The sequence below is a fragment of the uncultured Methanospirillum sp. genome (genome assembly GCF_963668415.2).
Classification (GTDB): Archaea; Halobacteriota; Methanomicrobia; order Methanomicrobiales; family Methanospirillaceae; genus Methanospirillum.
Map to the genome: position 1 here is coordinate 806,793 of NZ_CAXXDL010000001.1, position 20,246 is coordinate 827,038.

Here is a 20,246-nt window from a genome sequence, read left to right on the forward strand (position 1 = left end):
GATCTTCAAAGTTCAATTATGTCATGATCTGTCATGATTTTACCACCACACAATACCCTTCAAAACCGAGTGTAAATGATATATTTTTAAATGCGATCAGGCACAGAACTCTGCCGATAGTAAAATCATTCTTGGTACAATGAGATGAGAACAATAATCGATGTCGCACGAGGCGTCAGGCCAGCTGATCTGGTTGTTACCAACGCTCATATCTTCAATCCCTTCATCAGGGAATGGGAGGAGAATTCACTCGCAATTCAGGACGGCAGGGTTGCAGGTATAGGTAAATACCAGGGAGTGCATGAACTTGATTTTCACGGGATGGCAGTTATTCCGGGGTTGATCGATGCCCATGTACATATTGAGAGTTCACTGCTCACCCCTGTCGAGTATGCCCGGGTTGTGCTTATGCACGGAACTACCACCGTGATTGCAGACCCTCACGAGATCGCAAATGTCTGCGGAATGGCAGGTATTGAATACATGCTTTCAACCCGGAAAGACTCCCCTCTTGATCTTCTCTTTACTCTTCCTTCCTGTGTTCCTGCAACGCCACTTGATGAATCATTTGAGATACTGAAGGCTGAAGATCTTGCTGAGTTCATCGGCAGGGAAGGTGTCATAGGACTTGGAGAGATGATGAACGTGCCAGGAACACTGAATCAGGATCCTGAGGTGATCAGGAAACTCGCTTTGTCAGTTATCCGTGAAGGTCATGCCCCTTTTCTTACCGGTCCGGATCTTCAGGCGTATATAGCGGCAGGCATTCAGTCAGATCACGAGACAATCTCATTAGAAGAAGGTCTTGAAAAGATAAGGGCGGGGATGTATTTGTATATCAGAGAAGGTTCAACGGAGAAGAATCTAAAACCTCTTCTTCCGATCGTCTCTGCCAACACCGCAGACCGGTGTTCATTCTGTACAGATGACCGGCATGCAGACATGTTAGTCGAAACAGGTCACATCGACGACTGCATCAGAAAAGCAATTGCATCAGGTCTTGAACCCGAACTCGCTTACCGCATGGCGACCCTCTCACCAGCTGAACGATTTGGATTACATGATCGTGGAGCCCTCACTCCGGGCAGGCTTGCAGACTTCTGTGTTATTGACGATGTAAACTCCTGTAATGTGATCAGGACCTTTAAACAGGGAAAGGAGATCAGGGATCTTCCCTACCTGCCTCCACCAGCCTGCGAGTACCTGTTCAGATCACGTGTCCCTACAGTAGAAGAGATTCGGATCAGAGGGGAGGGGATTGCCCGGGTTATCGGGATTATTCCTGGGCAGATTGCTACCGAATCGCTTACATATGAAATATCAGGAGAATCGTTTATTGACCCAGGCAGGGATATACTCAAGGTTGTGGCAGCCTCAAGGTACGATAACAGCAGGGTGGGTACCGGGCTTGTGCATGGTCTGAAATTAACAGAAGGTGCTATCGCAGGTAGTGTAGCACATGATTCACATCATGTCATTGCAGCAGGAACTTCAGATGAAGAGATCCTTCAGGCCTGTCGTGAAGTTATCAGACACCGGGGAGGGATGGTCTGTGTTCACGACGGAGTCTCTACAACTCTGCCATTATCCGGCGCAGGTCTGATGTCCGAGGATCCATATTCCAGAGTTTTTGAGCAGTTAACACAGCTCAATACGATGACTGATATGATCGGTGCCATCACAAATCCATTTATGTATCTCTCATTTCTCTCACTGACAGTGATACCAGCCCTGCGGATTACCCCAGGAGGAGTGTTTGACTGCAAAACTTTTGCACATGTTCCCCTGTTCATTGATGATGGCGAAACATAACAGAGAGTGGACTGGCTAACCCGGCACCCTTATCCTCATTCACTTCAACTTTCTACAGATAAATTATGCGAAAAATAATCCTGCTGCTTTTGATCAGTATCTCTATCCTGTTCGTGTCCGGCCAGGTATTGGCAGATTCCGATACTACTCTGAAAACTGCCAGAGACCACTTTGAGATGGGAAATGCGTTCTATAGTTTTGGTATTGTGGATAACGCAACCCGTGAATACCAGATTGCAGTCAGTATGGATCCAAACATGTCTGATGCCTGGAACAATCTGGGTCTGACACTTACAACACAAAAGAGATATACAGAAGCAAAGGCAGCGTTGGAGAACGCAACCCGCCTGAACTCAACAGACTCTGAAGGATGGTACAATCTGGGTTACACACTTGGAATGCTTGGAAATAAGTCAGAGGAGATAGCAGCGTATGAGAAGGCAATCAGTTTCAATCCAAACATGACAATTGCCTGGCGCAACATAGGGGTCGTCAGATATGAACAGCAGAATTATACCGGGGCCGCTGATGCTCTTGAGAGGGCAACAAGATCTGACCCAAAGAGTGCAATCGGGTGGTATTATCTCGGAACTGTCTATGAAAAGACTGGAAACCTCACTGGTGCTGCTGATGTTCTGAAGCATGCGGTCGATCTGGACAAAAATCTCACGATGGCAAAAGACCGGCTTAAGGCAGTGGAGAAGAACCTCTCAAACATTACTTCATCTGCTCCGGTTCAATCAGCAGGCAAAAAAACTCCTCTGCCGGCAGCAATTGTTATACTGTCAGTGATAGGTGCAGCAGCAGCGATATCATTCAGAAGGTAACCCTTTAGATCTGTTTCCGGGATTTTATATCCCAGGTATTTTTCCGTATAGTCCAGACAGGATGAGCAGCAGCACCGGCTGGTGTACCAGATAGATAATGAGTGAATATCTTCCCGGAATGGATGGAATGTGAAACATCTGTTCAACCCATACCGGCAACCAGAACGAACGAAGGCCATTAGGATACAACCATGCCCCCATTGCCATACCCACGAGGAACACACCAAACCAGGGAATCAGTGGTGTGTAATCCACGGAGATATAGTCAACCGGGTGAATGCCAGCCCATAACAACCAGATTGGGCCGTTCGGGAGGGTGATCATCCATCCGGCAAGGAGAATTATGATGCCCGGAATTACTGTTTTTTTTCCAAGCCTGAAGAAGAGTGGGGCGAGGATCGTTGAGGTCCCAATGAGCTGCAGGATGCCAAAGAGCACGTATCCTTCTCCATGCAGGAAGATACAGGTCCCAACAGTGACAAGAAGTCCGACCCCGATAAGAAAAATGCCTCTTCTAAAAAATGGGAGGGCACGAGTAAACCCTGCAATAGATGGGGGAGTTCTTCCTGCACGAAGTGCAACCGCAACTCCGGCAATGAGCACAAACAGGGCGGCGGTCATGTATCCAAACAGCCGCCAGAAACCATGTGATGTCTCAACTAGATAGATCGAGAAGAAGGAGAGATCAAAAACGAGATGGAATATCACCATCATGCAGATGGCAACTCCCCGGGCTGCATCCAGTTCAACATACCTGGCACGCACCGGGGCTTTTGTCATCAATCAGGTCTGTTGACTTCCGCAGGACTGGCAAAACCGTGACTGCGAAGGAATTCGTGAGCCGCACTGGATACAATACTTCCAGGATATACTTCCCTTCTGTTGTTTCTCTCCTGCAGGTTCTGCACGTAACCGAACAGGGGAGATATCCGGCTTTTCCATGATGATGCGGACAGAACCTTCCTGGACCGGAATTGAGGGAGGAACCTTTTTTGCTGCCGGGGGGACTGAGGGAACTCTTGGAACAACTGGTGCAGGTTCAGCACGGAGAGCCGGTTTTACAGGCTCTGGTGGAGGTGGCTGCCGATAAGCCGGGGCAGGAGGTTGAATCGGTTCAGGGGCTCTTATCTCATCTGCCTGAGGTTCATACGCGATCGGAACCGGCGGGGATACAGGCTGGATCACTTCCGGGGAAAGGGTGGGAACCGGAGGAGCCTGATGTACTGGAGGGGGGACATAACTCACTTGAGGTAATTCAGGTGCAGGCTGCTGCTGCATTACCGGCTCCGGGTATGTTCGCTGTTCCTGTGCTGGAGAGGTCACTGGTTCATCCAACCTGATCTCCTGCTTTTCAATCCGTTCAGGCGGGTATCCGTTGATTGCAGTAAACCACTCTCTGCATTCGGTCTCGGGTTCGCTGATAAGCCCGGTGAAGACAAGTCGCATTACGCGTTGCTGCCCACCTACTTCCATTGAGATAGCAAGGCTTGGGCGATCCCGCTCATCTCGTTCAAGTTCAGCCTGTTTGATCACAGAGAACGGTATCTCCTTTGTTATCTGCCCGGTGCCCTGTCTGGCACTGTCGATCAGGATGAGCCGTTCGCTGGTGAGAACTGCGAGAAATACAAAGTCCTTGATCCTGATCCCGTCAGTATACCGGACCATGATCTCTCCGATATCAAGGAGTTTGAACGGGTTGAACTTCCCACCATTTGGATCCCCCTCATCACCACGGGGCCCTTTGATGTTATCAAGAATTGACATACCTATTACACCATCTCTTTGATCAGACCGGGTATCTCAGAGAGCCGGGAGGCAACAGGAATACCCAGCGACTTCAGGCGTTGTATTTTTGATTTTGCATCCCCTTCACCGCCTGATACAATGGCTCCTGCATGACCCATTCTCTTCTCCGGAGGAGCCGTTGTTCCGGCGATGAAGACAACAACAGGCAGGTCAGCCATTCGTGCTCCTTCCTCTTCAAGATTCCCTCCAAGTTCACCGAGAAGCACGACTGCCTTTGTCTGGGGATCTTCAGAAAATCTGTCCAGAACATCAGCAAACGTCTGACCGATAACAGGATCGCCCCCAATCCCTACCACACTGCTCTGCCCGATCCCCGCCCGAGTGAGTTCATGAACCACCTCATAGGTGAGGGTCCCGCTCCTGGAGATGACACCAACCGGGCCGCGTGTATACAGATGCGAAGGCATGATTCCCATGCTGATCTCTCCCGGACAGAGGAGACCCGGGCAGTTGGGGCCGATGACCGTGCAGTCCCGCATCTCTGCGTAGGCACATGCCTTCATCACATCATGAACAGGAATATGCTCAGTTATGGCAATCACAAGGTCAAGTCCTGCATCTGCTGCCTCCATGATCGAGTCCCCGGCCGCTGCCCCGGGCACAAACATGACACTAGCAGTTGCATCATGGGAATCAGCAGCCTCGTGAACACTGTTATAAACAGGAACCCCTCCAGACTCCTGGCCACCTTTTCCGGGTGTGACTCCTGCCACAACTCCAGACCCGCCGACTGACTGTGCATACTGATTCATCCTGCCGATGTGAAACGATCCCTGGTTACCGGTGGCGCCCTGAACAATGACCCGGGTGTTCCTGTCCGCGTAGATCATCGTGCCACCTCGACAGCAGCAGCCACTGCCTCTTCCATGGTATCAAGCATCCGGTACCCGTATTTGTTCAGCATAGTCCTTCCTTCCTCTTCGTTGGTACCGGCTAGTCTGACGATCACCTGCTGACCAACTCCGGCCTCAATGATGCCGGCAGCCACTTCATCGCAGCGGGTGATCCCACCGAGAAGATTGACAATGATCACCGAGACTCCGGGCATGGATCCAAGGAGCCGAACAGCATGAGCAACCCTCACCCGGTCAGCGCCACCACCGACATCTAAGAAGTTGGCAGGCTTTCCTCCAAGCACGGTGATCAGATCCACAGTTGCCATCGTAAGGCCTGCACCGTTTCCGATCACACCGATGGAACCATCCAGTTCAACGAACGAGAACCCATACTCTTCAGCCTTACGCTCACGGTCAGTAAGGTCACGATTCTCAGAGATACCCTGCCTCGCGAGGGCATTATCGTCGACGATGATCTTGGCATCTGCCGCATATACCCCGGATGGAGTTGTCACCAGCGGATTGATCTCGGCAAGCAGAGCATCACGGCACCTGAACACCAGGTAGAGTTTATTGATAACCGGACCCAGTTCCTTGGGTGCCCCATTCAGAAGGTACCTGATAGTGTATCCCGGAACATCAGACAGGAGAGGGTGAACAACTGCCCGCCTGATTGCATCAGGATTGGTTTGGGCAACCTCCTCGATCTCAACACCTCCGCTGGAAGTGAAGAGGATGAGTGGAGATCCTGATGAGCGGTCGATGGAGATGGAGAGGTAATATTCATGCTCAATTGCGATTCGTTCCTCAACCAGCACGGCATGGACCGGAACATCCTTGATCCGTGATCCAAGCAGGCGGTCTGAAACCTCCTGGACTGTTGAAGAGTCGGCCATCTGGATTCCTCCTGCCTTACCCCGGCCACCAACATCAACCTGCGCCTTGACAACAACCAGTTCCCCGATCTGTGCAGCTCCGGCTCCTGCATCATCACCCGCACGGATAAGGATCCCTTTAGGGACCGGGATACCTGCTTCTTTCAGAATCTCTTTTGCTTCATATTCCAGTAACTTCATCCAGGTTTCTCCTTACTGATCAGGTGAGGCCAATGCAAACCCAAGGCGCATTGCATTAAGGTTCAGTTCTTCTGTGCCTTTTGGAACACTTGCCAGGATAGCCTTCTCAAGCGCTTCTTTAGAGACTACACCAGTGGCCTCAGTCAGACTGCCAAGCATGATTATGTTGGCAACGATATCCCGGCCGAGTTTCTCTTTAGCCTCCCGGGTCGCCGGGATCTCAATGTACCTGCAGGCAGGGCGGTCATGAACCAGACCTGAATCGAGCAGCATCGTTGCCTCGACAGAGGCATTTTTGCCGTACTTCTCAAACCCTTCCTGGCTCATGATGACAAATAGGTTCGGGATCTTCACTTTAGGGAAGAGGATCGGTTCATCATCGATGACCACCTGGCTCATGGATGCACCTCCCCTTGCTTCAGGCCCGTATACCTGAGTCTGAACAGCGTACCGGTTATCATAGAGGGCTGCGGCCCTGCCAAGAATGACCGCACTCAGGATGATCCCCTGGCCACCAAACCCGGAGAACCTGACCTCATGCCTCATGAGGGACCCCCATGGCAGGCCGTTTTCTTCGGACATACTCTCCGACCAGGAATTTATCCTGAGGAAGTTCATCACCGGGAGCGGTGGTCTGATCCCATCGTTCCTTCAGGATGGCACTTTCACGCAGATAGGTTATGAAATCCCCAGGCTGTCTGTATTTGTTCCGGCGTCCAAATGAGGTAGGACACTGGCACCTTACCTCGATAAACGAGAATCCAGGTGTATTCATCCCGTCAAGAACGGCCTGGGTCAGATTCTTAACATGAAAGGAAGTCCAGCGTGCCACATAATTCGCCCCGGCAGCGACCGCAAGTTCTGCCAGATCAAATGGTGTCTCCTCGGCACCGTACGGCGTAGTGGTTGACGTCTTCCCTATAGGAGTCGTCGGACTTCCCTGGCCACCGGTCATTCCATAGATGTAGTTATTCATGCAGACGACGGTGAGATCGATATTTCTCCTGCAGGCATGGATGAAGTGATTTCCCCCGATCGCTGACAGGTCCCCATCCCCGGTGAAGACCACCACATGCAGCGACGGATTTGCCATCTTCACACCGGTGGCAAAGGCAAGTGCCCTCCCATGTGTTGTATGGAGCGAGTCAGTCAGGATATAGCCAGGTGCACGAGAAGAACACCCGATACCGGATACAAAGACAGTCTCATCCATGTTCCAGCCGATCTGGTCGACCGCTTCTAGTACACAGTTGATGATCGTGCCGTTCCCACATCCGGCACAGTATATATGAGGGAGCCGGTCTTTCCTAAGCCACTCATCCCTCATGGAGCACCTCCGGAGCGAAGATTCTCAACAATCGCGATGAGTTCATCAGGTGAGTGAAGTTCTCCCCCGATCTTTCCTGCTGATATGACCGGGACACGTACATGACGCTCGATCTCACGGGATATCATACCGAGATTGAGTTCAGGGACGATGAAGGCCTTCACATTCGGGAATCTGTGTAAGAGATCTTCAGGGAACGGCCAGACAATTCTGAGTTGCAGATACCCGGTGCCCAGCGTTTTTGTACGCTGGACAACCTCCTGCACGGTTCTGACCGGGGAGCCATAACATACAAAGACGTATTCAGCATCTTCATTAACGATCTCAAAGTCTGCAATTTGGTGACGTGCATTCTCTACCTTGTCGACGAGTCTGCGGACGAGAGCATCATGCCTGGCCGGGTGAGTTGAGTCCGGATATCCCTTCTCATTGTGGGTCAGACCGGTCACCGGGATCTTTCTGCCGGTACCGAAGGCAGCAAACCCGGGGATGAGATCTTCTTCGGGTGTGAACGGCAGCATGCCATCTTTTAGAGGTTTTGTCCTTACTATCTGAACACTGTCAGGGATGGTGATCCTCTCACGCATGTGGCCGATGACCTCGTCGGCCATGACGAAGACAGGGCATCTGAACCGGTCTGCAAGGTTGAATGCCTTTGCAGTCAGTTCAAAACACTCCTGGACCGTTGAAGGAGAGAGTGCAATGATACTGAAGTCGCCGTGCGATCCAAACCTGACCTGCATCATATCACCCTGGGCTGCCATGGTCGGCTGCCCGGTTGACGGACCACCCCTCTGCACATTGACCAGCACACAGGGTGTTTCTGACATCACCGCGTACCCGATATTCTCCATCATCAGCGAGAAGCCAGGGCCCGAGGTTGCAGTCATGGTCCTGACTCCGGTCCAGGCTGCTCCGATGATTGCAGCCATGCTTGCGATCTCATCCTCCATCTGAATAAAGCAGCCGTTTCTCTTTGACAGTTTTGCTGCCATGTGTTCTGCTACTTCAGTGGAAGGGGTGATCGGGTAACCGGCAAAGAAGGTACAGCCTGCAGCAAGTGCTCCCTCTGCACAGGCGATGTTCCCCTGCATAAACTCAAGCCTGGTCAATACTCAATCACCACGTTATGAGGTTCGTACGGTTTCTCTTTCTCCCACCTTATCGCCTGATCAGGACACATCAACGCACAGACACCACAGAGCCGTCTCCCGTATATCTGCTGAAGGCGACAGTTCGGGCATCGTTCCGGTCGATCCAGATGAGGGACATAGATTCCCCGGCGGTTCGGCACTTTTCCCGGCTGATAGATCCGGTATGGGCAGACCATCGTGCAAAGATTGCACCCCTTGCACCGGGACTCGTCAATCTCGAGTTTCATCGTCGGGTTCCCGTACAAGTTGGGTACGCACGCTGAAATACTTCATGTGCTGACCGCTCTACAGCAGCAAAGAGGTCGCCTCCGTGTGCATCCATTGCAACAACAAGGGGGAGATGATCAAGCCTGATCTGCCATATTGCCTCTGCCATCCCGAGATCCTCATAGGAGACCCCTTCAAGTTCCATCCTCGCTGCTGCAAGATTTGCACAACCACCGGTGAACGCGAAATATATGGCCCGGCCTTGCAGTTGATCCCTGACTACTGATGACATCCCTCCTTTCCCGATGAGCCCTTTCACTCCGGCATCCAGCACAAATCCGGTAAGAGGATTCATACGGGCTGAGGTTGTGGGTCCGGCGACCACAATCTTGTTATTCTGTACAACCGGACCGCAGTGATAGATCACTGCCCCCTTTGGATCGAACGGGATACCCTCCTCCTGCATTCGCAGGTGTGCTTCGTCGCGGGCTGTATAGACACTGCCCGTGAGTGTCACCAGATCGCCGGCATTCAGGGAGAGGATCTCATCTCCGAGCGGAGTCTTCAGTTCGATCGGATCAGGAGAAGTCATGAGAGTGACACCTCCACGGTTGCTCGCCGTGCAGCCCAGCACTGGATGTTGACTGCAACCGGGAGCGAGGCAGTGTGACATCCGGCAGACTTTATTTTAACACCAAGACAGGTGGTCTTTCCGCCAAGACCCATCGGACCGATCCCGAGATCGTTGACACTGCGGCAGATTTCCTCTTCTTCAGAGGTCATCTGATCAAGAGGTTCAAGAAGAGCTTCTTTGGCAAGAGATGCTGCACCATCAAAGGTACCACCGATGCCGACTCCGAGTATGATCGGCGGGCATGGTCTTCCTCCTGCAAGAAGAGCTGTCTCAACAATAAACTCAGGTATTCGATCCTTTTCAGTAGGTGTAAACATCTTGAGCCTGGAGACATTCTCGGAACCTGCTCCTTTGGGAAGAACTGTCACCTGCAGCCGGTCTCCGGCGGTAATATGGACGGCAGGCATATCTGCACTTGTATTAGTTCCTGTATTGTGCCTGCTTATCGGATCAACAAGGTTCGGCCTGAGAGGTATCTTCTCGGTCGCTTCCCTGACTCCTTTCCTGACTGCTTCAGTAATAGCAGGAGTGTAGGAGATGTCGGGAGGGAGGGTGAGATAGATAACTGGGATACCGGTGTCCTGACAGATTGGTGCCTGCCGCTCTTCTGCAAGCCTGATGTTTTCCAGAATGTGCATAAGTTCCCGTCTGGCTACAGGGCTTGTCTCATTCTCTGATGCTGCAACGATCCGGCTCATAACATCAGGGGGCAGTGTGATCTCAGCAATACGGATCGCTTTGGCAGTTGCCGCCGCAATGCGGTCAAAAAGGTCAGGGATATCCGCCGAAGACATACGTACGAGTCCCCTTGTTCACTATATAAAATGAGCAGAAAGACACATGAAGAACAAAGAAAAAGAGAGGCCGATCATCGATGACCGGCGATAGTATGGATTATTGTTCAGGCTTCGTCCTTGATGTCGATCTCAAGGTGAGTCGGGGACGGAAGTTTGTGGCCACCGTGACGAAGGGCATCCTTCACTTTTTCTATGCTCTGCGGGTTTGCAAAGCAGGTGTAGATCTTCTGACCAGGAATCACACGTGCTGCAGTACCGACAGCCTTTCCGAAGGCAAGGCGCATACCCTGTGAAACACGGTCTGCACCGGCCCCGGTTGCCTGCTTGTTCTCACGCAGAACGTGGTGCGGATAGGTGCGCAGCTTCAGGTGGTAGTTGCTCCTTCCGAGTTCCTTGTTCAGCTTCCTGTTGATGCTCATACGTGCTGCTTCAAGAGCAGAGTGTCGTATCTGGCAGCTCTCGTCCACGATAAGGTGGACAGACATTGGAAACTCGGCGGTAAGGTTGCCCATATCGAACTGGACAACCTTGATCCCTGGGACACCACCCATGTATTCCTTACGGGTATATGCCTTCTTTGCGAGTTTCCTGTACATGCAGTTTGGCTTTCTGACCATCGGACGAATCTCCTCAGTGGTATATGTGCTTTAGTAAATGGACAAAATTCCTATTAATCATTTGCCTGCCGTGACTGTTCCTCGATAAGACCGAGTACATCACGCCTGAGGCTTCCAAACTCTGATGCAGTCCGATCCCGGGGTCGCGGAATCGGTACCTGAACAACCGAACGAATCTTCCCGGGTCGCGGACTCATCACCACGATCCGATCAGAGAGGAAGACCGCTTCATCCACACTGTGGGTGACAAACAGGATCGTCTTCTTTGACCGTCCCCAGATCTCAAGGAGCTCTGACTGCATCTTGTTTCGGGTCTGTGCATCTAATGCTCCGAAGGGCTCATCCATCAGAAGGAGATCAGGATCATTTGCGAGAGCACGGGCAATTGCTACACGCTGACGCATTCCCCCTGAGAGTTCATACGGATAACTCTTCTCAAACTGTTCAAGGCCGACGAGCGAGATATACCTGCGCGCAAGATCATATCGCTCAACCTTTGAAAGACCCCGCATTTCAGGTCCAAAGGCTACATTATCCAGGATATTTCGCCAGGGGAAGAGCGAGTACTCCTGAAACACCATCCCAACTTTAGGGCTCGGACCTGCAATCCTGTTTCCATCAACCAGAACCGTACCGGAGGTTGCCTGATCCAGTCCGGCAATGATTCGCAGAAGGGTGGTCTTCCCGCAACCTGAAGGCCCAACAAACGAGACGAACTCATCATCAGCAATTGAGAGGCTGACGCCGCTGATAGCCTGGACCGTGAGTCCGTCATCACGGGTAAACTCTCTCTTAATATCTGAGATCTCGACGCTGCCCATCAGTTTACCTCCCCAACCCGCCAGCGCAGGAGACTGTGATCAATCCCGTATCTGAAGAGATAGTCTATGAACAGGCCGATGAACCCGAGAAGCAGCATGTAGACGAGGACGCTGTCCATCTGGTGCAGGTTGTAATACCACCAGATCTTCTGACCAAGCCCAAACCGTGAGACTCCGAACATCTCGGCTGCAACGAGACACATCCATGCAACGCCTGAAGCGATCCGAAACCCTGCAGCCAGATGTGGAAGAGCGGCAGGGAGGGCGATGTACCTGATGAGGGAGATGCTGCTGGTGCAGCCAAGCATCCTCCCGGCCTCTACAAAGACCCGGGGAACACTCCTGAACCCCTCATAGGTGTTGATAAGAATCGGAAAGACCGACCCGATGAAGATCACAAAACCCGCAGAGAAATCTGTGAGTCCGAACCAGACGATCGCAAACGGGATCCACGCCAGGGGCGGAATAGGGCGGATGATCTCGATCAGGGGATCGAGCAGCTTGTTGATCCGCTCAAACCACCCGATGCAGATCCCTATAGGCACCCCGACCGCAAGCGCAAGTAGGAGACCGATTGCAAAATGCATCAGGCTGGTCCAGATGTCGACCCATATCGTTCCACCACCCCAGAGTTGAATCAGAGCCGCAAAGGTGTCAGTGAAAGAAGGCAGAATGAATTTGTTTCTTACAACATAATCTGCAATAATCTGCCAGAAGATGACTGCAGCCGTGAGCGAGATCACCAGCCAGACTGGTGACTGTTTCCCGGGTGATGTGTTTGTCCCCATACAAATATCTCAATTATTCAGATGATACCATGACGAGACAGGCAGGGCATGGTACCTTTCTGAGTATATGTTACAGAAAAGAGCAGGAAAAAGTATGGGTAGGGGCTCTGATGCCATATGGCAACAGGTCCGTACCTGGATCTGATTACTGGCTGATCTGTTTCCAGAAACTGATGTCGAAGAGTTCCTGCTCGGTCACGTTCTTTTTGATGTACCCGAGAGCCTGTTGTTCGGTTGCATATCCGGAGACAGACTTGATAATGATGTTTGGATCTGATACCCACTGACCATCCCACTCCTTCAGAGAGCGCGTAATGGTTGAGGCATTCATCCCGGTCAAGGATGCCATGTATCCGGCTGCCTCTTCACTGTTCTTCTTGTTATATTCGGTTGCATTCTGGTGAACAGCGAGAACTGCCTTTACAATGTCAGGGTGGTTGCGGATCATATCGCCACTTGCCACAAGAACACAGCAGGCATGCTCCGGAGCCATCTCGCCTGAATGGACAATGATCTTTCCTGCACCTGCATCCTCAACCGTTGTCGGGGATGGTGCCGGCAGGAAGGCTGCATCTACTTTACCTGCGATGATTGCGGTGGTTGCATCTCCCGGACCCATTGCCACAATCTCGACATCCTTGGTGTCATCAAGACCCTGCTGCTTGAGCCAGGTCCGCAGGATGGTATCCTGAATGGTGCCTGCCGGGAAAGTTGCGATCTTGAGGCCTTTCAGGTCTGACGGCTTTGAATAGGTCAGGCCATTCCGCAGGACAAGATCAGATCCCTGGGTCTGCACTGCACCAATGATCTTTGCATCAAGACCGGTGGCGACTGCAGTTACAAACGGGGCAGATCCAACATAGGCGATGTCAAGATCACCGGCGAGCATGGCCTGCATTTCAGGTGCTCCAGTCGGGAAGTTAAATGGTTTCACTTCTTTGATGCCTACTCCGGAGAGGGACTCATTGTACATGCCCTTGCTGTAGGCAGTCATGAATGCCATCTGGTGAGTACTTGGCTGATACCCGATGTTCAGGACGGTCTTTGGTCCTGTTTGTGCTGCCTTTGCAGGTGCCTGGGTGGCTTCAGCTTTTACCGGGGCGGTTGTCTCTTTTGCCGCGGTTTCAGACTTCTGCGGCGCTGAAGTACAGCCGCAGAGGAATACCATTCCTGCCATCAGGGCAAGAACGGCGAGAAGGGCGAATGTCCGTTTCATCATACACTCCTGTGGCACAAATCTGGGATGGGCACAGACTTAAATTCGTCGCTGGGATTCCCAGTAATGATACTCGATTGATACCATAGGATCAAACATCAACAAATATTTGCCCTCTAAAAGCATGAGACGGTGACTGATGTACCTCATGAGCTCGATTAGAAGAAGGGCAGAGATTGTTCTCATACCTGTGCCTGATCTTCTCCTATCATTTTGGCAATACGATAACTAATTTGAAGTACGGATGGCGTACTGTAAGGAAGGATACCGGTTATTTTATGAGATATAATCACCGTTGCAGGAATTCTTGTGGGGTTGATTCCCTTCTGAAGAAGCTGTGCAGACATAACGGAGGATATACCAGATGAAAGACGTGATAAGGCAGGGCCGCCTCGGCGGGGAGCGGACCCGTGACATTGAGTCGTTCCTTTCATCGATGGAAGCTGACCGGTTCATCGCAGAGCCGGATCTGCTGGTTGACATGGCTCATCTGCTTATGCTGAACAGACAGGGGATTGTAACAGATGAGATAGCAACAGCCCTGATGAAACCGCTGCTCAGGATGTTTCAGGAAGGAGTTCCCGCAGAGGCTTTCGATGATCAGTATGAGGATATACATGCAGGTATCGAGTCAGGACTGACCAGAGAGGCAGGTGCCGAGGCAGGAGGGAGGCTGCATATCGGGAGATCACGCAACGATGAGGTTGCCACCTGCATCAGGATCAGAACGCGGACTGAAATATTTGAACAACTCCATGCCCTTATCAGGTTACGCAGAGTTCTCATCACACGTGCCCGTGAGTTCAGTTCCGCGATCATGCCAGGATTCACCCATCTCCAGCACGCCCAGCCAACCACACTGGCTCATCATCTTCTCGCCTATGAACAGGCATTCGGAAGGGATTTTTCCCGGCTTTCAGACGCCCTTGCTCGGGTGAACTTATCTCCCCTTGGTGCAGCCGCATTTGCCTCAACCGGGTACCCGATAGACAGAGCGATGACAGCCGAGCTTCTCGGGTTTGACGGCCTCGTGCTGAATACCATGGATGCGGTTGCAGGACGTGACACAGCAGGTGAGATCCTGGCCGCTGATACAATCCTGCTCACCACCCTCTCCCGGTTCTGCGAGGAACTGGTCATCTGGAGCTCGGCGTTTGTCAGATTCGTTGACCTGCACGAGATATACTGCTCCACCAGTTCCATCATGCCGCAGAAGAAGAATCCTGATGTGGCTGAGATCCTGAGGTCACGTGCCGGGAGTCTCCTCGGTGAGTTTGTATCAGCGATCACGATCACCAAGGGGCTCCCCATGTCATACAATCGGGATCTACAGGATCTAAACCCGCACCTCTGGAGGGGCATCAGCGGTATCAGACGGGACATCGATCTTCTGGCAGGAATGATCAGAACGGCCAGGTTTGACACCGGCAGGATGGCAGAAGAAGCTGGGAAAGGGTTCTCAACTGCCACCGAGGTTGCTGATCAGCTGGTGCGCCAGTACGGCATTCCGTTCAGAACCGCCCACCATATCGTCGGGCATGCTGTGCGTCAAGGAACTATGGATCTGAAGACCCTGGACGAAGCAGCAGTTGAAGTGACCGGGGCCAGTCTCTCTTCACGAGGTCTCACACAGACAATTATTGATGATGCCCTTGACCCCGTGGCCGGAGTAAAAATCAGGAGATGGCCGGGAGGACCGGCAGATTCTGCAACTGAAGAGGCGATTTCAGAACGGGAGAAGATACTTGCAGAGGATGAGGCAGCACTCATCCGGAGAGTAACACGCGTGGAAGAGGCGATAGCCCGTCTCATCAGGGAAGCGAAGAGGATAACAGAGTCATGAGTTTAAATGAGAGTGCGTTTTCGACCGGGGATCTGGTCAGTTGCAAGGTAGGAGAAGCCAGTACTGAAGGATCTTTTATCACCAGCCGTGACGGCATGGCTGTAGTAAAACTGGGATCAGGGTATAACATTGGTGTTCGTGAGGAGGACTGCTCACTGCTTTCGAGTCAGGCGGTTACAGAGCCTGTTGAGCCTGTGGAGGTAGCACAGAATGTGAGTCTCCCCAGGGTTACCATCGTCTCAACGGGTGGAACGATAGCAAGCAGGATCGATTACCGGACCGGGGCCGTGACCAGCCAGTTCAGGGCTACCGATATCCTTCATGCAATACCGGGCCTGTCCTCAATAGCACAGTTCAGTGCGGTCCAACTCTGTAACATCCTCTCAGAGAACATGACGCCGGCCATCTGGCAGCAGCTCGCGAGAGCAATTCATGACGAGATCAAGGGCGGGGCCACGGGAATCATTGTAACCCATGGAACCGATACCATGGCGTACAGTGCGGCTGCAGTCAGTTTCATGGTGCAGACGCCAGTTCCGATCGTCTTTGTCGGTTCGCAGCGATCAGCAGACCGACCAAGCAGTGACAACCTGATGAACGGTCTCTGTGCGGCAAAGGCTGCAACCTCTGATCTGGGAGAAGTGGTGGTGATCATGCACGCAGGCACGAGTGATGACAGTTGTGCCATTCACCGGGGAACCAGGGTCAGGAAGATGCATACCTCAAGACGTGATGCATTTCGGAGCCACGGAATTCCTCCTCTCGGAACCGTAACATATCCTGATCTCACTGTGACATTAACTCCAGAAGCAGTGACCAGAGGAAGCAGAGACCTTGTGCTCGCCGACAACCTGGAGGAGCGCTGTGCACTCATCTCTTATTACCCGGGAATGGATCCTGCAATCCTCTCTGCATACACCGGATACAAGGGAATCGTGCTTGCCGGAACCGGCCTTGGTCATGTGAGCAGCCTGTTTATCAAACGGCTTGACGATCTGATGCAAGACGGGACAACAGTAGTCATGACCTCACAATGTCTGAACGGGAGGGTCTGTGACCGGGTGTATGATACCGGGAGAGATCTCCTCTCCATCGGAGTGATCGAAGGAGAGGATATGCTCCCCGAGGCAGCGCTTGTGAAACTCATGTGGGTCCTCGGAAACACTTCTTCACCGGAGCGGGTGAGGGAGATGCTCCTGGCGGATTTGGTTGGTGAGATTGACAGGAGGTCTCTCGCATGACCCGCTCACCAACAGATTATGAAGGACTCGGGCTTGTTGCAGGTATCGAGATCCACCAGCAGCTCAACACAACAACAAAACTCTTCTGCCGGTGCCCGACTACGATCAGGGAGGCCGATGAATCCAGTGGTGAATTCTTCCGGTACCTGCGGGCAACCAGGTCAGAACTTGGAGAGCTTGACCGCGCAGCTGAAGAAGAGATGATGCAGGTCAGGAGGTTTCGGTACCTCCAGTATGACAGTACCTGCCTAGTCGAGAACGATGAAGAACCACCAACCCCCCTTAACAGGGAGGCACTTGATATCGTTCTGACCATTGCAAAACTCACCGGAATGTCACCGGTTCCCGAGATCCACACGATGCGTAAACTTGTCATCGATGGATCAAACACATCAGGATTCCAGCGGACTGCCCTTGTTGCGATGAATGGTCATCTCCCGTCAGGAGGAGTCATTGAGACGGTCTGCCTTGAGGAGGAGGCAGCACAGAGACTGGAAGACGCTACATTCTCACTTGACAGGCTCGGCATTCCACTCATTGAGATAACCACAGCTCCCTGCCTGCACACTCCTGAAGCGGTTCAGGAGACTGCAGCACTCATCGGTATGTATCTCAGATCAACCGGGCGGGTGAAACGGGGGATCGGGACAATCCGGCAGGATGTCAATGTCTCGATCCGTGATGGCGGCAGGGTTGAGATCAAAGGTGTCCAGGAACTTGATCTGCTTGCCGAGGTTGTAAGGCGCGAGGTGAGACGTCAGGTTGAACTTCTTACAATCAGGGATGATCTCATTGCACGCGGCGCATCTGTTGAGACCGAGCCGGTTGATGTGACCGGTCTCTTCAAAGAGAGCGGGAGCAAAATCCTGAAGAAGGCAAAGATGATCCTTGCCATCAGGCTCAACAGGTTCGCAGGACTTGTAGGCAGGGAGATCCAGCCGGGAAGACGACTCGGGAGCGAGATGTCTGACTACGCAAAGAAATGCGGAGTCGGCGGACTCTTCCACACCGATGAACTGCCTGCATACGGGGTAACAGAAGAGGAAGTTGGAGCGCTGAAGAGCGCCCTGTCTGCAGGTGAGGATGACTGCGTGATCATTGTTGCAGATACTCCTGAAAAGTGCAGATGTGCGATAAAACAGATCATCAGACGGGCCAACCTTGCATTTGAGGGCATCCCCAAAGAAACGCGAAAGATGCTTGAAGAAGGATCAACATCATACATGCGTCCTCTTCCAGGCGCTGCGCGCATGTACCCTGAGACAGATGTCCTTCCGGTCAGGGTCACACGTGAAGACTGGGAGGGGTTGAAACTTCCGGAATTGCTCAGTGACAGGATTGAGCGGTTCATGAAGGAGTACGGGTTTGCAAGAGAGGTTGCCAGACAGATTGCATATTCAGAGCGATCACTAGCGTTTGAAGAGGCTGTTGCTGCCGGGATTAAGGCCAGTATTGCGGAACGTGCATTCAACTCAACCCTGCGTGAACTGAGCAGGGAGGGAGTTTCTGTGGACACAGTACGTGATGATGCTATCAGGAGCGTGCTTGATGTTATTCAGGAAGGCCGGGCAGCCAAGGAAGCCATGCCGGCACTCCTGACAACCCTCGCTGAAGGAAAAGATCTTGAGGCTGCTCTTTCAACCCTGGCGCCCGCAGTATCAGCATCAGATCTGGATGGGATAGTTCTGCGGATTGTGGAAGAGCGAATAGGGTTTGTAAGGGAACGCGGGGCTGCTGCAGCAGGCCCGCTGATGGGTGTTGTCATGAAAGAAGTCAGAGGGTCTGTGGATGGGAAAGCAGTGAGCCAGGCACTCCAGACGGCCATTGCGAAAGTCCTGAATGGATAATGCAGTAAGACGAGAATATGAATAACCTTTAATTGATGAGAACCAGCAATAGTATAGGCATTTTATAGGTGATCTGAATGGGCAAGACAGGCACAACAGAATGGAACCAGGTAAAAGGGAGCAAGGGTCAGATCAGACTCGTTCCCAGGAAAGAAGCAGCAGCCAAGAAGCCAGGGCCGAACCAGCGTTTCAAGGCACAGGCTGCACTCAAGAAACTTGAGCGCAATGCAAACCGTGGACGTGGAGGTCGTGACGGAAGAGCAGGAGGCTCTGCACCAGCAGGACGTGGAGGTCGCGGAGGACGTGGCGGCCGCGGGCGTTCAAGCCCGGGACAGCCACAGGATCTCAGAACCATGGCAGCCCGCCGCAGAATCACCAGAGCAAAGGTCTCAATGCTCGGACCAAAGACCCGTTCCAAATAACCTGAATATCTGAACCCTTTTTTTGCGGCTGGCAGGCTACATTAAGTCAGCAGGACAGTAAGTACTATGGATAAGAAACTCGCAGTATCTGCATTTCAGTACGGGGAGCGATCCAAGTCTGAGTTGATGATCGCCTCACAACTGATCACCGTCCTTTCAGGTTTGAAGGACGCTGAACGGACGGGGGGCATGAAGATTGTCCTGCAGTGTCTCGAGTCGGTACGGATGGAACTTCAGTTCGCACTTCGTTCAACAAACCTGCCTGATTTCCAACGGGCAATTGATGCCCTGAACGGAGCCATCAGTCTTGTCGAAAGCAGTGACTTTGATGGCGCAGTCAGGCAGATCGGATCTTCTATCAGTGCTGCTACCACCGTGGCGCAGCACTCCTGGCAGGAACTGGAAAAACATGAATTTATCTGATTTCGGACAGTTTCTTTCAGGCAGAACCTCAGTCAGGCAGTATCAGGACCGTGAAATAGAGCCTGAACTTCTTGATGCAATCCTGAAACTGGGACCAAGGGCCCCTTCAGCAGGAAATGTAGAGTCATGGGATATCGTGGTGGTACGCGATCCATCAGTGCGCGAGTTTCTCGCTGATGCTGCACTGAACCAGGAACACATCGCTCATGCCCCCGTGGTCCTTGTGGTCTGTGCAAACTATGTCAGGTCAATGGCACGCTACAGTGAACGGGGTATCCTCTATGCGCTTGAGGAGGCATCAATCGTTGCGACTTATCTGATGCTCGGTGCTCACGCTGCAGGCCTTGCAACCTGCTGGACATCAGGATTTGACGATGATCAGGTGCGGGATATTCTCAAACTTCCAAACCACATCAGACCGGTCACCCTGCTTGCTCTTGGATACGGAGCAGAAGCAGCAATATCACCAGCACGCAAAGACGTGCAGGAACACATACATCAGGACGAGTGGTAACCGGCTCCTGTCGGTAGATCCGTCCACCCGCGAGAAGG

22 protein-coding genes are annotated in these 20,246 nt (G+C 52.3%); 8 read left to right on the forward strand and 14 right to left on the reverse strand.

The annotated features are described in order from the left end of the window. Positions 1 to 144 precede the first annotated feature (144 nt). Both ade and ACHZA2_RS03735 read left to right on the forward strand, forming a co-directional pair. The gene (gene ade / locus ACHZA2_RS03730) at positions 145 to 1,812 is read left to right on the forward strand and encodes an adenine deaminase (protein WP_319578582.1); all 1,668 of its coding nucleotides are present in this window, start codon (positions 145 to 147) and stop codon (positions 1,810 to 1,812) included. Between the two features lie 65 nt (positions 1,813 to 1,877). Continuing rightward, on the forward strand, positions 1,878 to 2,639 hold the full coding sequence (locus ACHZA2_RS03735) for a tetratricopeptide repeat protein (RefSeq protein ID WP_319578583.1): 762 nt from the start codon (positions 1,878 to 1,880) through the stop codon (positions 2,637 to 2,639). A gap of 24 nt (positions 2,640 to 2,663) precedes the next feature. On the opposite strand, the gene ACHZA2_RS03740 is transcribed toward ACHZA2_RS03735, so the two are convergent. The 14 genes from ACHZA2_RS03740 to ACHZA2_RS03805 form a co-directional block, all read right to left on the reverse strand. Continuing rightward, positions 2,664 to 3,419 carry a heparan-alpha-glucosaminide N-acetyltransferase gene (locus ACHZA2_RS03740; protein WP_319578584.1) on the reverse strand — a complete coding sequence of 252 codons (756 nt, stop codon included), beginning with the start codon at positions 3,417 to 3,419 and terminating at the stop codon, positions 2,664 to 2,666. A gap of 3 nt (positions 3,420 to 3,422) precedes the next feature. Next, the gene (locus tag ACHZA2_RS03745; RefSeq protein WP_319578585.1) at positions 3,423 to 4,403 is read right to left on the reverse strand and encodes a hypothetical protein; all 981 of its coding nucleotides are present in this window, start codon (positions 4,401 to 4,403) and stop codon (positions 3,423 to 3,425) included. Between the two features lie 5 nt (positions 4,404 to 4,408). Next, complete coding sequence (gene sucD, locus ACHZA2_RS03750) at positions 4,409 to 5,275, reverse strand: succinate--CoA ligase subunit alpha (protein WP_319540086.1); 867 nt, start codon at positions 5,273 to 5,275, stop codon at positions 4,409 to 4,411. Next, entirely contained in the window at positions 5,272 to 6,357 is a 1,086-nt protein-coding gene (locus tag ACHZA2_RS03755) for an ATP-grasp domain-containing protein (protein ID WP_319578586.1), read from the reverse strand. The genes sucD and ACHZA2_RS03755 overlap by 4 nt, the downstream gene beginning before the upstream one ends. Before the next feature lie 12 nt (positions 6,358 to 6,369). Next, positions 6,370 to 6,903 carry a 2-oxoacid:ferredoxin oxidoreductase subunit gamma gene (locus ACHZA2_RS03760; RefSeq protein ID WP_319580935.1) on the reverse strand — a complete coding sequence of 178 codons (534 nt, stop codon included), beginning with the start codon at positions 6,901 to 6,903 and terminating at the stop codon, positions 6,370 to 6,372. Beyond that, complete coding sequence (locus ACHZA2_RS03765) at positions 6,893 to 7,684, reverse strand: thiamine pyrophosphate-dependent enzyme (protein ID WP_319540084.1); 792 nt, start codon at positions 7,682 to 7,684, stop codon at positions 6,893 to 6,895. Before ACHZA2_RS03765 ends, ACHZA2_RS03760 begins: the two co-directional genes overlap by 11 nt. Beyond that, on the reverse strand, positions 7,681 to 8,796 hold the full coding sequence (locus tag ACHZA2_RS03770; RefSeq protein WP_319578587.1) for a 2-oxoacid:acceptor oxidoreductase subunit alpha: 1,116 nt from the start codon (positions 8,794 to 8,796) through the stop codon (positions 7,681 to 7,683). The genes ACHZA2_RS03765 and ACHZA2_RS03770 overlap by 4 nt, the downstream gene beginning before the upstream one ends. Beyond that, complete coding sequence (locus tag ACHZA2_RS03775; RefSeq protein WP_319578588.1) at positions 8,793 to 9,065, reverse strand: ferredoxin family protein; 273 nt, start codon at positions 9,063 to 9,065, stop codon at positions 8,793 to 8,795. The genes ACHZA2_RS03770 and ACHZA2_RS03775 overlap by 4 nt, the downstream gene beginning before the upstream one ends. Continuing rightward, a complete protein-coding gene (locus ACHZA2_RS03780; RefSeq protein WP_319578589.1) occupies positions 9,062 to 9,637 on the reverse strand; it encodes a FumA C-terminus/TtdB family hydratase beta subunit in 576 nt (191 codons plus the stop codon). The genes ACHZA2_RS03775 and ACHZA2_RS03780 overlap by 4 nt, the downstream gene beginning before the upstream one ends. After that, on the reverse strand, positions 9,634 to 10,473 hold the full coding sequence (locus ACHZA2_RS03785; protein WP_319578590.1) for a fumarate hydratase: 840 nt from the start codon (positions 10,471 to 10,473) through the stop codon (positions 9,634 to 9,636). The genes ACHZA2_RS03780 and ACHZA2_RS03785 overlap by 4 nt, the downstream gene beginning before the upstream one ends. A 107-nt stretch (positions 10,474 to 10,580) precedes the next feature. Then, a complete protein-coding gene (locus tag ACHZA2_RS03790; protein ID WP_319540079.1) occupies positions 10,581 to 11,093 on the reverse strand; it encodes a 50S ribosomal protein L16 in 513 nt (170 codons plus the stop codon). 53 nt (positions 11,094 to 11,146) lie between these two features. Beyond that, a complete protein-coding gene (locus tag ACHZA2_RS03795; protein WP_319540078.1) occupies positions 11,147 to 11,914 on the reverse strand; it encodes an ABC transporter ATP-binding protein in 768 nt (255 codons plus the stop codon). Next, the gene (locus ACHZA2_RS03800) at positions 11,914 to 12,702 is read right to left on the reverse strand and encodes an ABC transporter permease (protein WP_319540077.1); all 789 of its coding nucleotides are present in this window, start codon (positions 12,700 to 12,702) and stop codon (positions 11,914 to 11,916) included. Before ACHZA2_RS03800 ends, ACHZA2_RS03795 begins: the two co-directional genes overlap by 1 nt. A gap of 145 nt (positions 12,703 to 12,847) precedes the next feature. Further along, entirely contained in the window at positions 12,848 to 13,921 is a 1,074-nt protein-coding gene (locus ACHZA2_RS03805) for an ABC transporter substrate-binding protein (protein ID WP_319578591.1), read from the reverse strand. A gap of 361 nt (positions 13,922 to 14,282) precedes the next feature. Here ACHZA2_RS03805 and argH point away from each other — a divergent pair, with 361 nt between their 5' ends. The 6 genes from argH (at position 14,283) to ACHZA2_RS03835 (ending at position 20,208) form a co-directional block, all read left to right on the forward strand. Further along, complete coding sequence (gene argH, locus ACHZA2_RS03810) at positions 14,283 to 15,761, forward strand: argininosuccinate lyase (protein WP_319578592.1); 1,479 nt, start codon at positions 14,283 to 14,285, stop codon at positions 15,759 to 15,761. Continuing rightward, on the forward strand, positions 15,758 to 17,002 hold the full coding sequence (gene gatD / locus ACHZA2_RS03815) for a Glu-tRNA(Gln) amidotransferase subunit GatD (RefSeq protein ID WP_319578593.1): 1,245 nt from the start codon (positions 15,758 to 15,760) through the stop codon (positions 17,000 to 17,002). The genes argH and gatD overlap by 4 nt, the downstream gene beginning before the upstream one ends. Beyond that, positions 16,999 to 18,849, forward strand: a complete 1,851-nt coding sequence (gene gatE, locus ACHZA2_RS03820; RefSeq protein WP_319578594.1) for a Glu-tRNA(Gln) amidotransferase subunit GatE — start codon at positions 16,999 to 17,001, stop codon at positions 18,847 to 18,849. The genes gatD and gatE overlap by 4 nt, the downstream gene beginning before the upstream one ends. Before the next feature lie 77 nt (positions 18,850 to 18,926). Further along, the gene (locus ACHZA2_RS03825; RefSeq protein WP_319540072.1) at positions 18,927 to 19,271 is read left to right on the forward strand and encodes a DUF5350 domain-containing protein; all 345 of its coding nucleotides are present in this window, start codon (positions 18,927 to 18,929) and stop codon (positions 19,269 to 19,271) included. Positions 19,272 to 19,337: 66 nt separating this feature from the next. Continuing rightward, the gene (locus ACHZA2_RS03830) at positions 19,338 to 19,694 is read left to right on the forward strand and encodes a hypothetical protein (protein ID WP_319578595.1); all 357 of its coding nucleotides are present in this window, start codon (positions 19,338 to 19,340) and stop codon (positions 19,692 to 19,694) included. Further along, positions 19,681 to 20,208 carry a nitroreductase family protein gene (locus tag ACHZA2_RS03835; protein ID WP_319540070.1) on the forward strand — a complete coding sequence of 176 codons (528 nt, stop codon included), beginning with the start codon at positions 19,681 to 19,683 and terminating at the stop codon, positions 20,206 to 20,208. The genes ACHZA2_RS03830 and ACHZA2_RS03835 overlap by 14 nt, the downstream gene beginning before the upstream one ends. Positions 20,209 to 20,246 lie beyond the last annotated feature (38 nt).

Coding starts and splice junctions, on each gene's coding strand:
- ade (WP_319578582.1), top strand. CDS start 145: ATGAGAACAATAATCGATGTCGCACGAGGCGTCAGGCCAGCTGATCTG.
- ACHZA2_RS03735 (WP_319578583.1), top strand. CDS start 1,878: ATGCGAAAAATAATCCTGCTGCTTTTGATCAGTATCTCTATCCTGTTC.
- ACHZA2_RS03740 (WP_319578584.1), bottom strand. CDS start 3,419: ATGACAAAAGCCCCGGTGCGTGCCAGGTATGTTGAACTGGATGCAGCC.
- ACHZA2_RS03745 (WP_319578585.1), bottom strand. CDS start 4,403: ATGTCAATTCTTGATAACATCAAAGGGCCCCGTGGTGATGAGGGGGAT.
- sucD (WP_319540086.1), bottom strand. CDS start 5,275: ATGATCTACGCGGACAGGAACACCCGGGTCATTGTTCAGGGCGCCACC.
- ACHZA2_RS03755 (WP_319578586.1), bottom strand. CDS start 6,357: ATGAAGTTACTGGAATATGAAGCAAAAGAGATTCTGAAAGAAGCAGGT.
- ACHZA2_RS03760 (WP_319580935.1), bottom strand. CDS start 6,903: ATGAGGCATGAGGTCAGGTTCTCCGGGTTTGGTGGCCAGGGGATCATC.
- ACHZA2_RS03765 (WP_319540084.1), bottom strand. CDS start 7,684: ATGAGGGATGAGTGGCTTAGGAAAGACCGGCTCCCTCATATATACTGT.
- ACHZA2_RS03775 (WP_319578588.1), bottom strand. CDS start 9,065: ATGAAACTCGAGATTGACGAGTCCCGGTGCAAGGGGTGCAATCTTTGC.
- ACHZA2_RS03780 (WP_319578589.1), bottom strand. CDS start 9,637: ATGACTTCTCCTGATCCGATCGAACTGAAGACTCCGCTCGGAGATGAG.
- ACHZA2_RS03785 (WP_319578590.1), bottom strand. CDS start 10,473: ATGTCTTCGGCGGATATCCCTGACCTTTTTGACCGCATTGCGGCGGCA.
- ACHZA2_RS03790 (WP_319540079.1), bottom strand. CDS start 11,093: ATGGTCAGAAAGCCAAACTGCATGTACAGGAAACTCGCAAAGAAGGCA.
- ACHZA2_RS03795 (WP_319540078.1), bottom strand. CDS start 11,914: ATGGGCAGCGTCGAGATCTCAGATATTAAGAGAGAGTTTACCCGTGAT.
- ACHZA2_RS03800 (WP_319540077.1), bottom strand. CDS start 12,702: ATGGGGACAAACACATCACCCGGGAAACAGTCACCAGTCTGGCTGGTG.
- ACHZA2_RS03805 (WP_319578591.1), bottom strand. CDS start 13,921: ATGATGAAACGGACATTCGCCCTTCTCGCCGTTCTTGCCCTGATGGCA.
- argH (WP_319578592.1), top strand. CDS start 14,283: ATGAAAGACGTGATAAGGCAGGGCCGCCTCGGCGGGGAGCGGACCCGT.
- gatD (WP_319578593.1), top strand. CDS start 15,758: ATGAGTTTAAATGAGAGTGCGTTTTCGACCGGGGATCTGGTCAGTTGC.
- gatE (WP_319578594.1), top strand. CDS start 16,999: ATGACCCGCTCACCAACAGATTATGAAGGACTCGGGCTTGTTGCAGGT.
- ACHZA2_RS03825 (WP_319540072.1), top strand. CDS start 18,927: ATGGGCAAGACAGGCACAACAGAATGGAACCAGGTAAAAGGGAGCAAG.
- ACHZA2_RS03830 (WP_319578595.1), top strand. CDS start 19,338: ATGGATAAGAAACTCGCAGTATCTGCATTTCAGTACGGGGAGCGATCC.
- ACHZA2_RS03835 (WP_319540070.1), top strand. CDS start 19,681: ATGAATTTATCTGATTTCGGACAGTTTCTTTCAGGCAGAACCTCAGTC.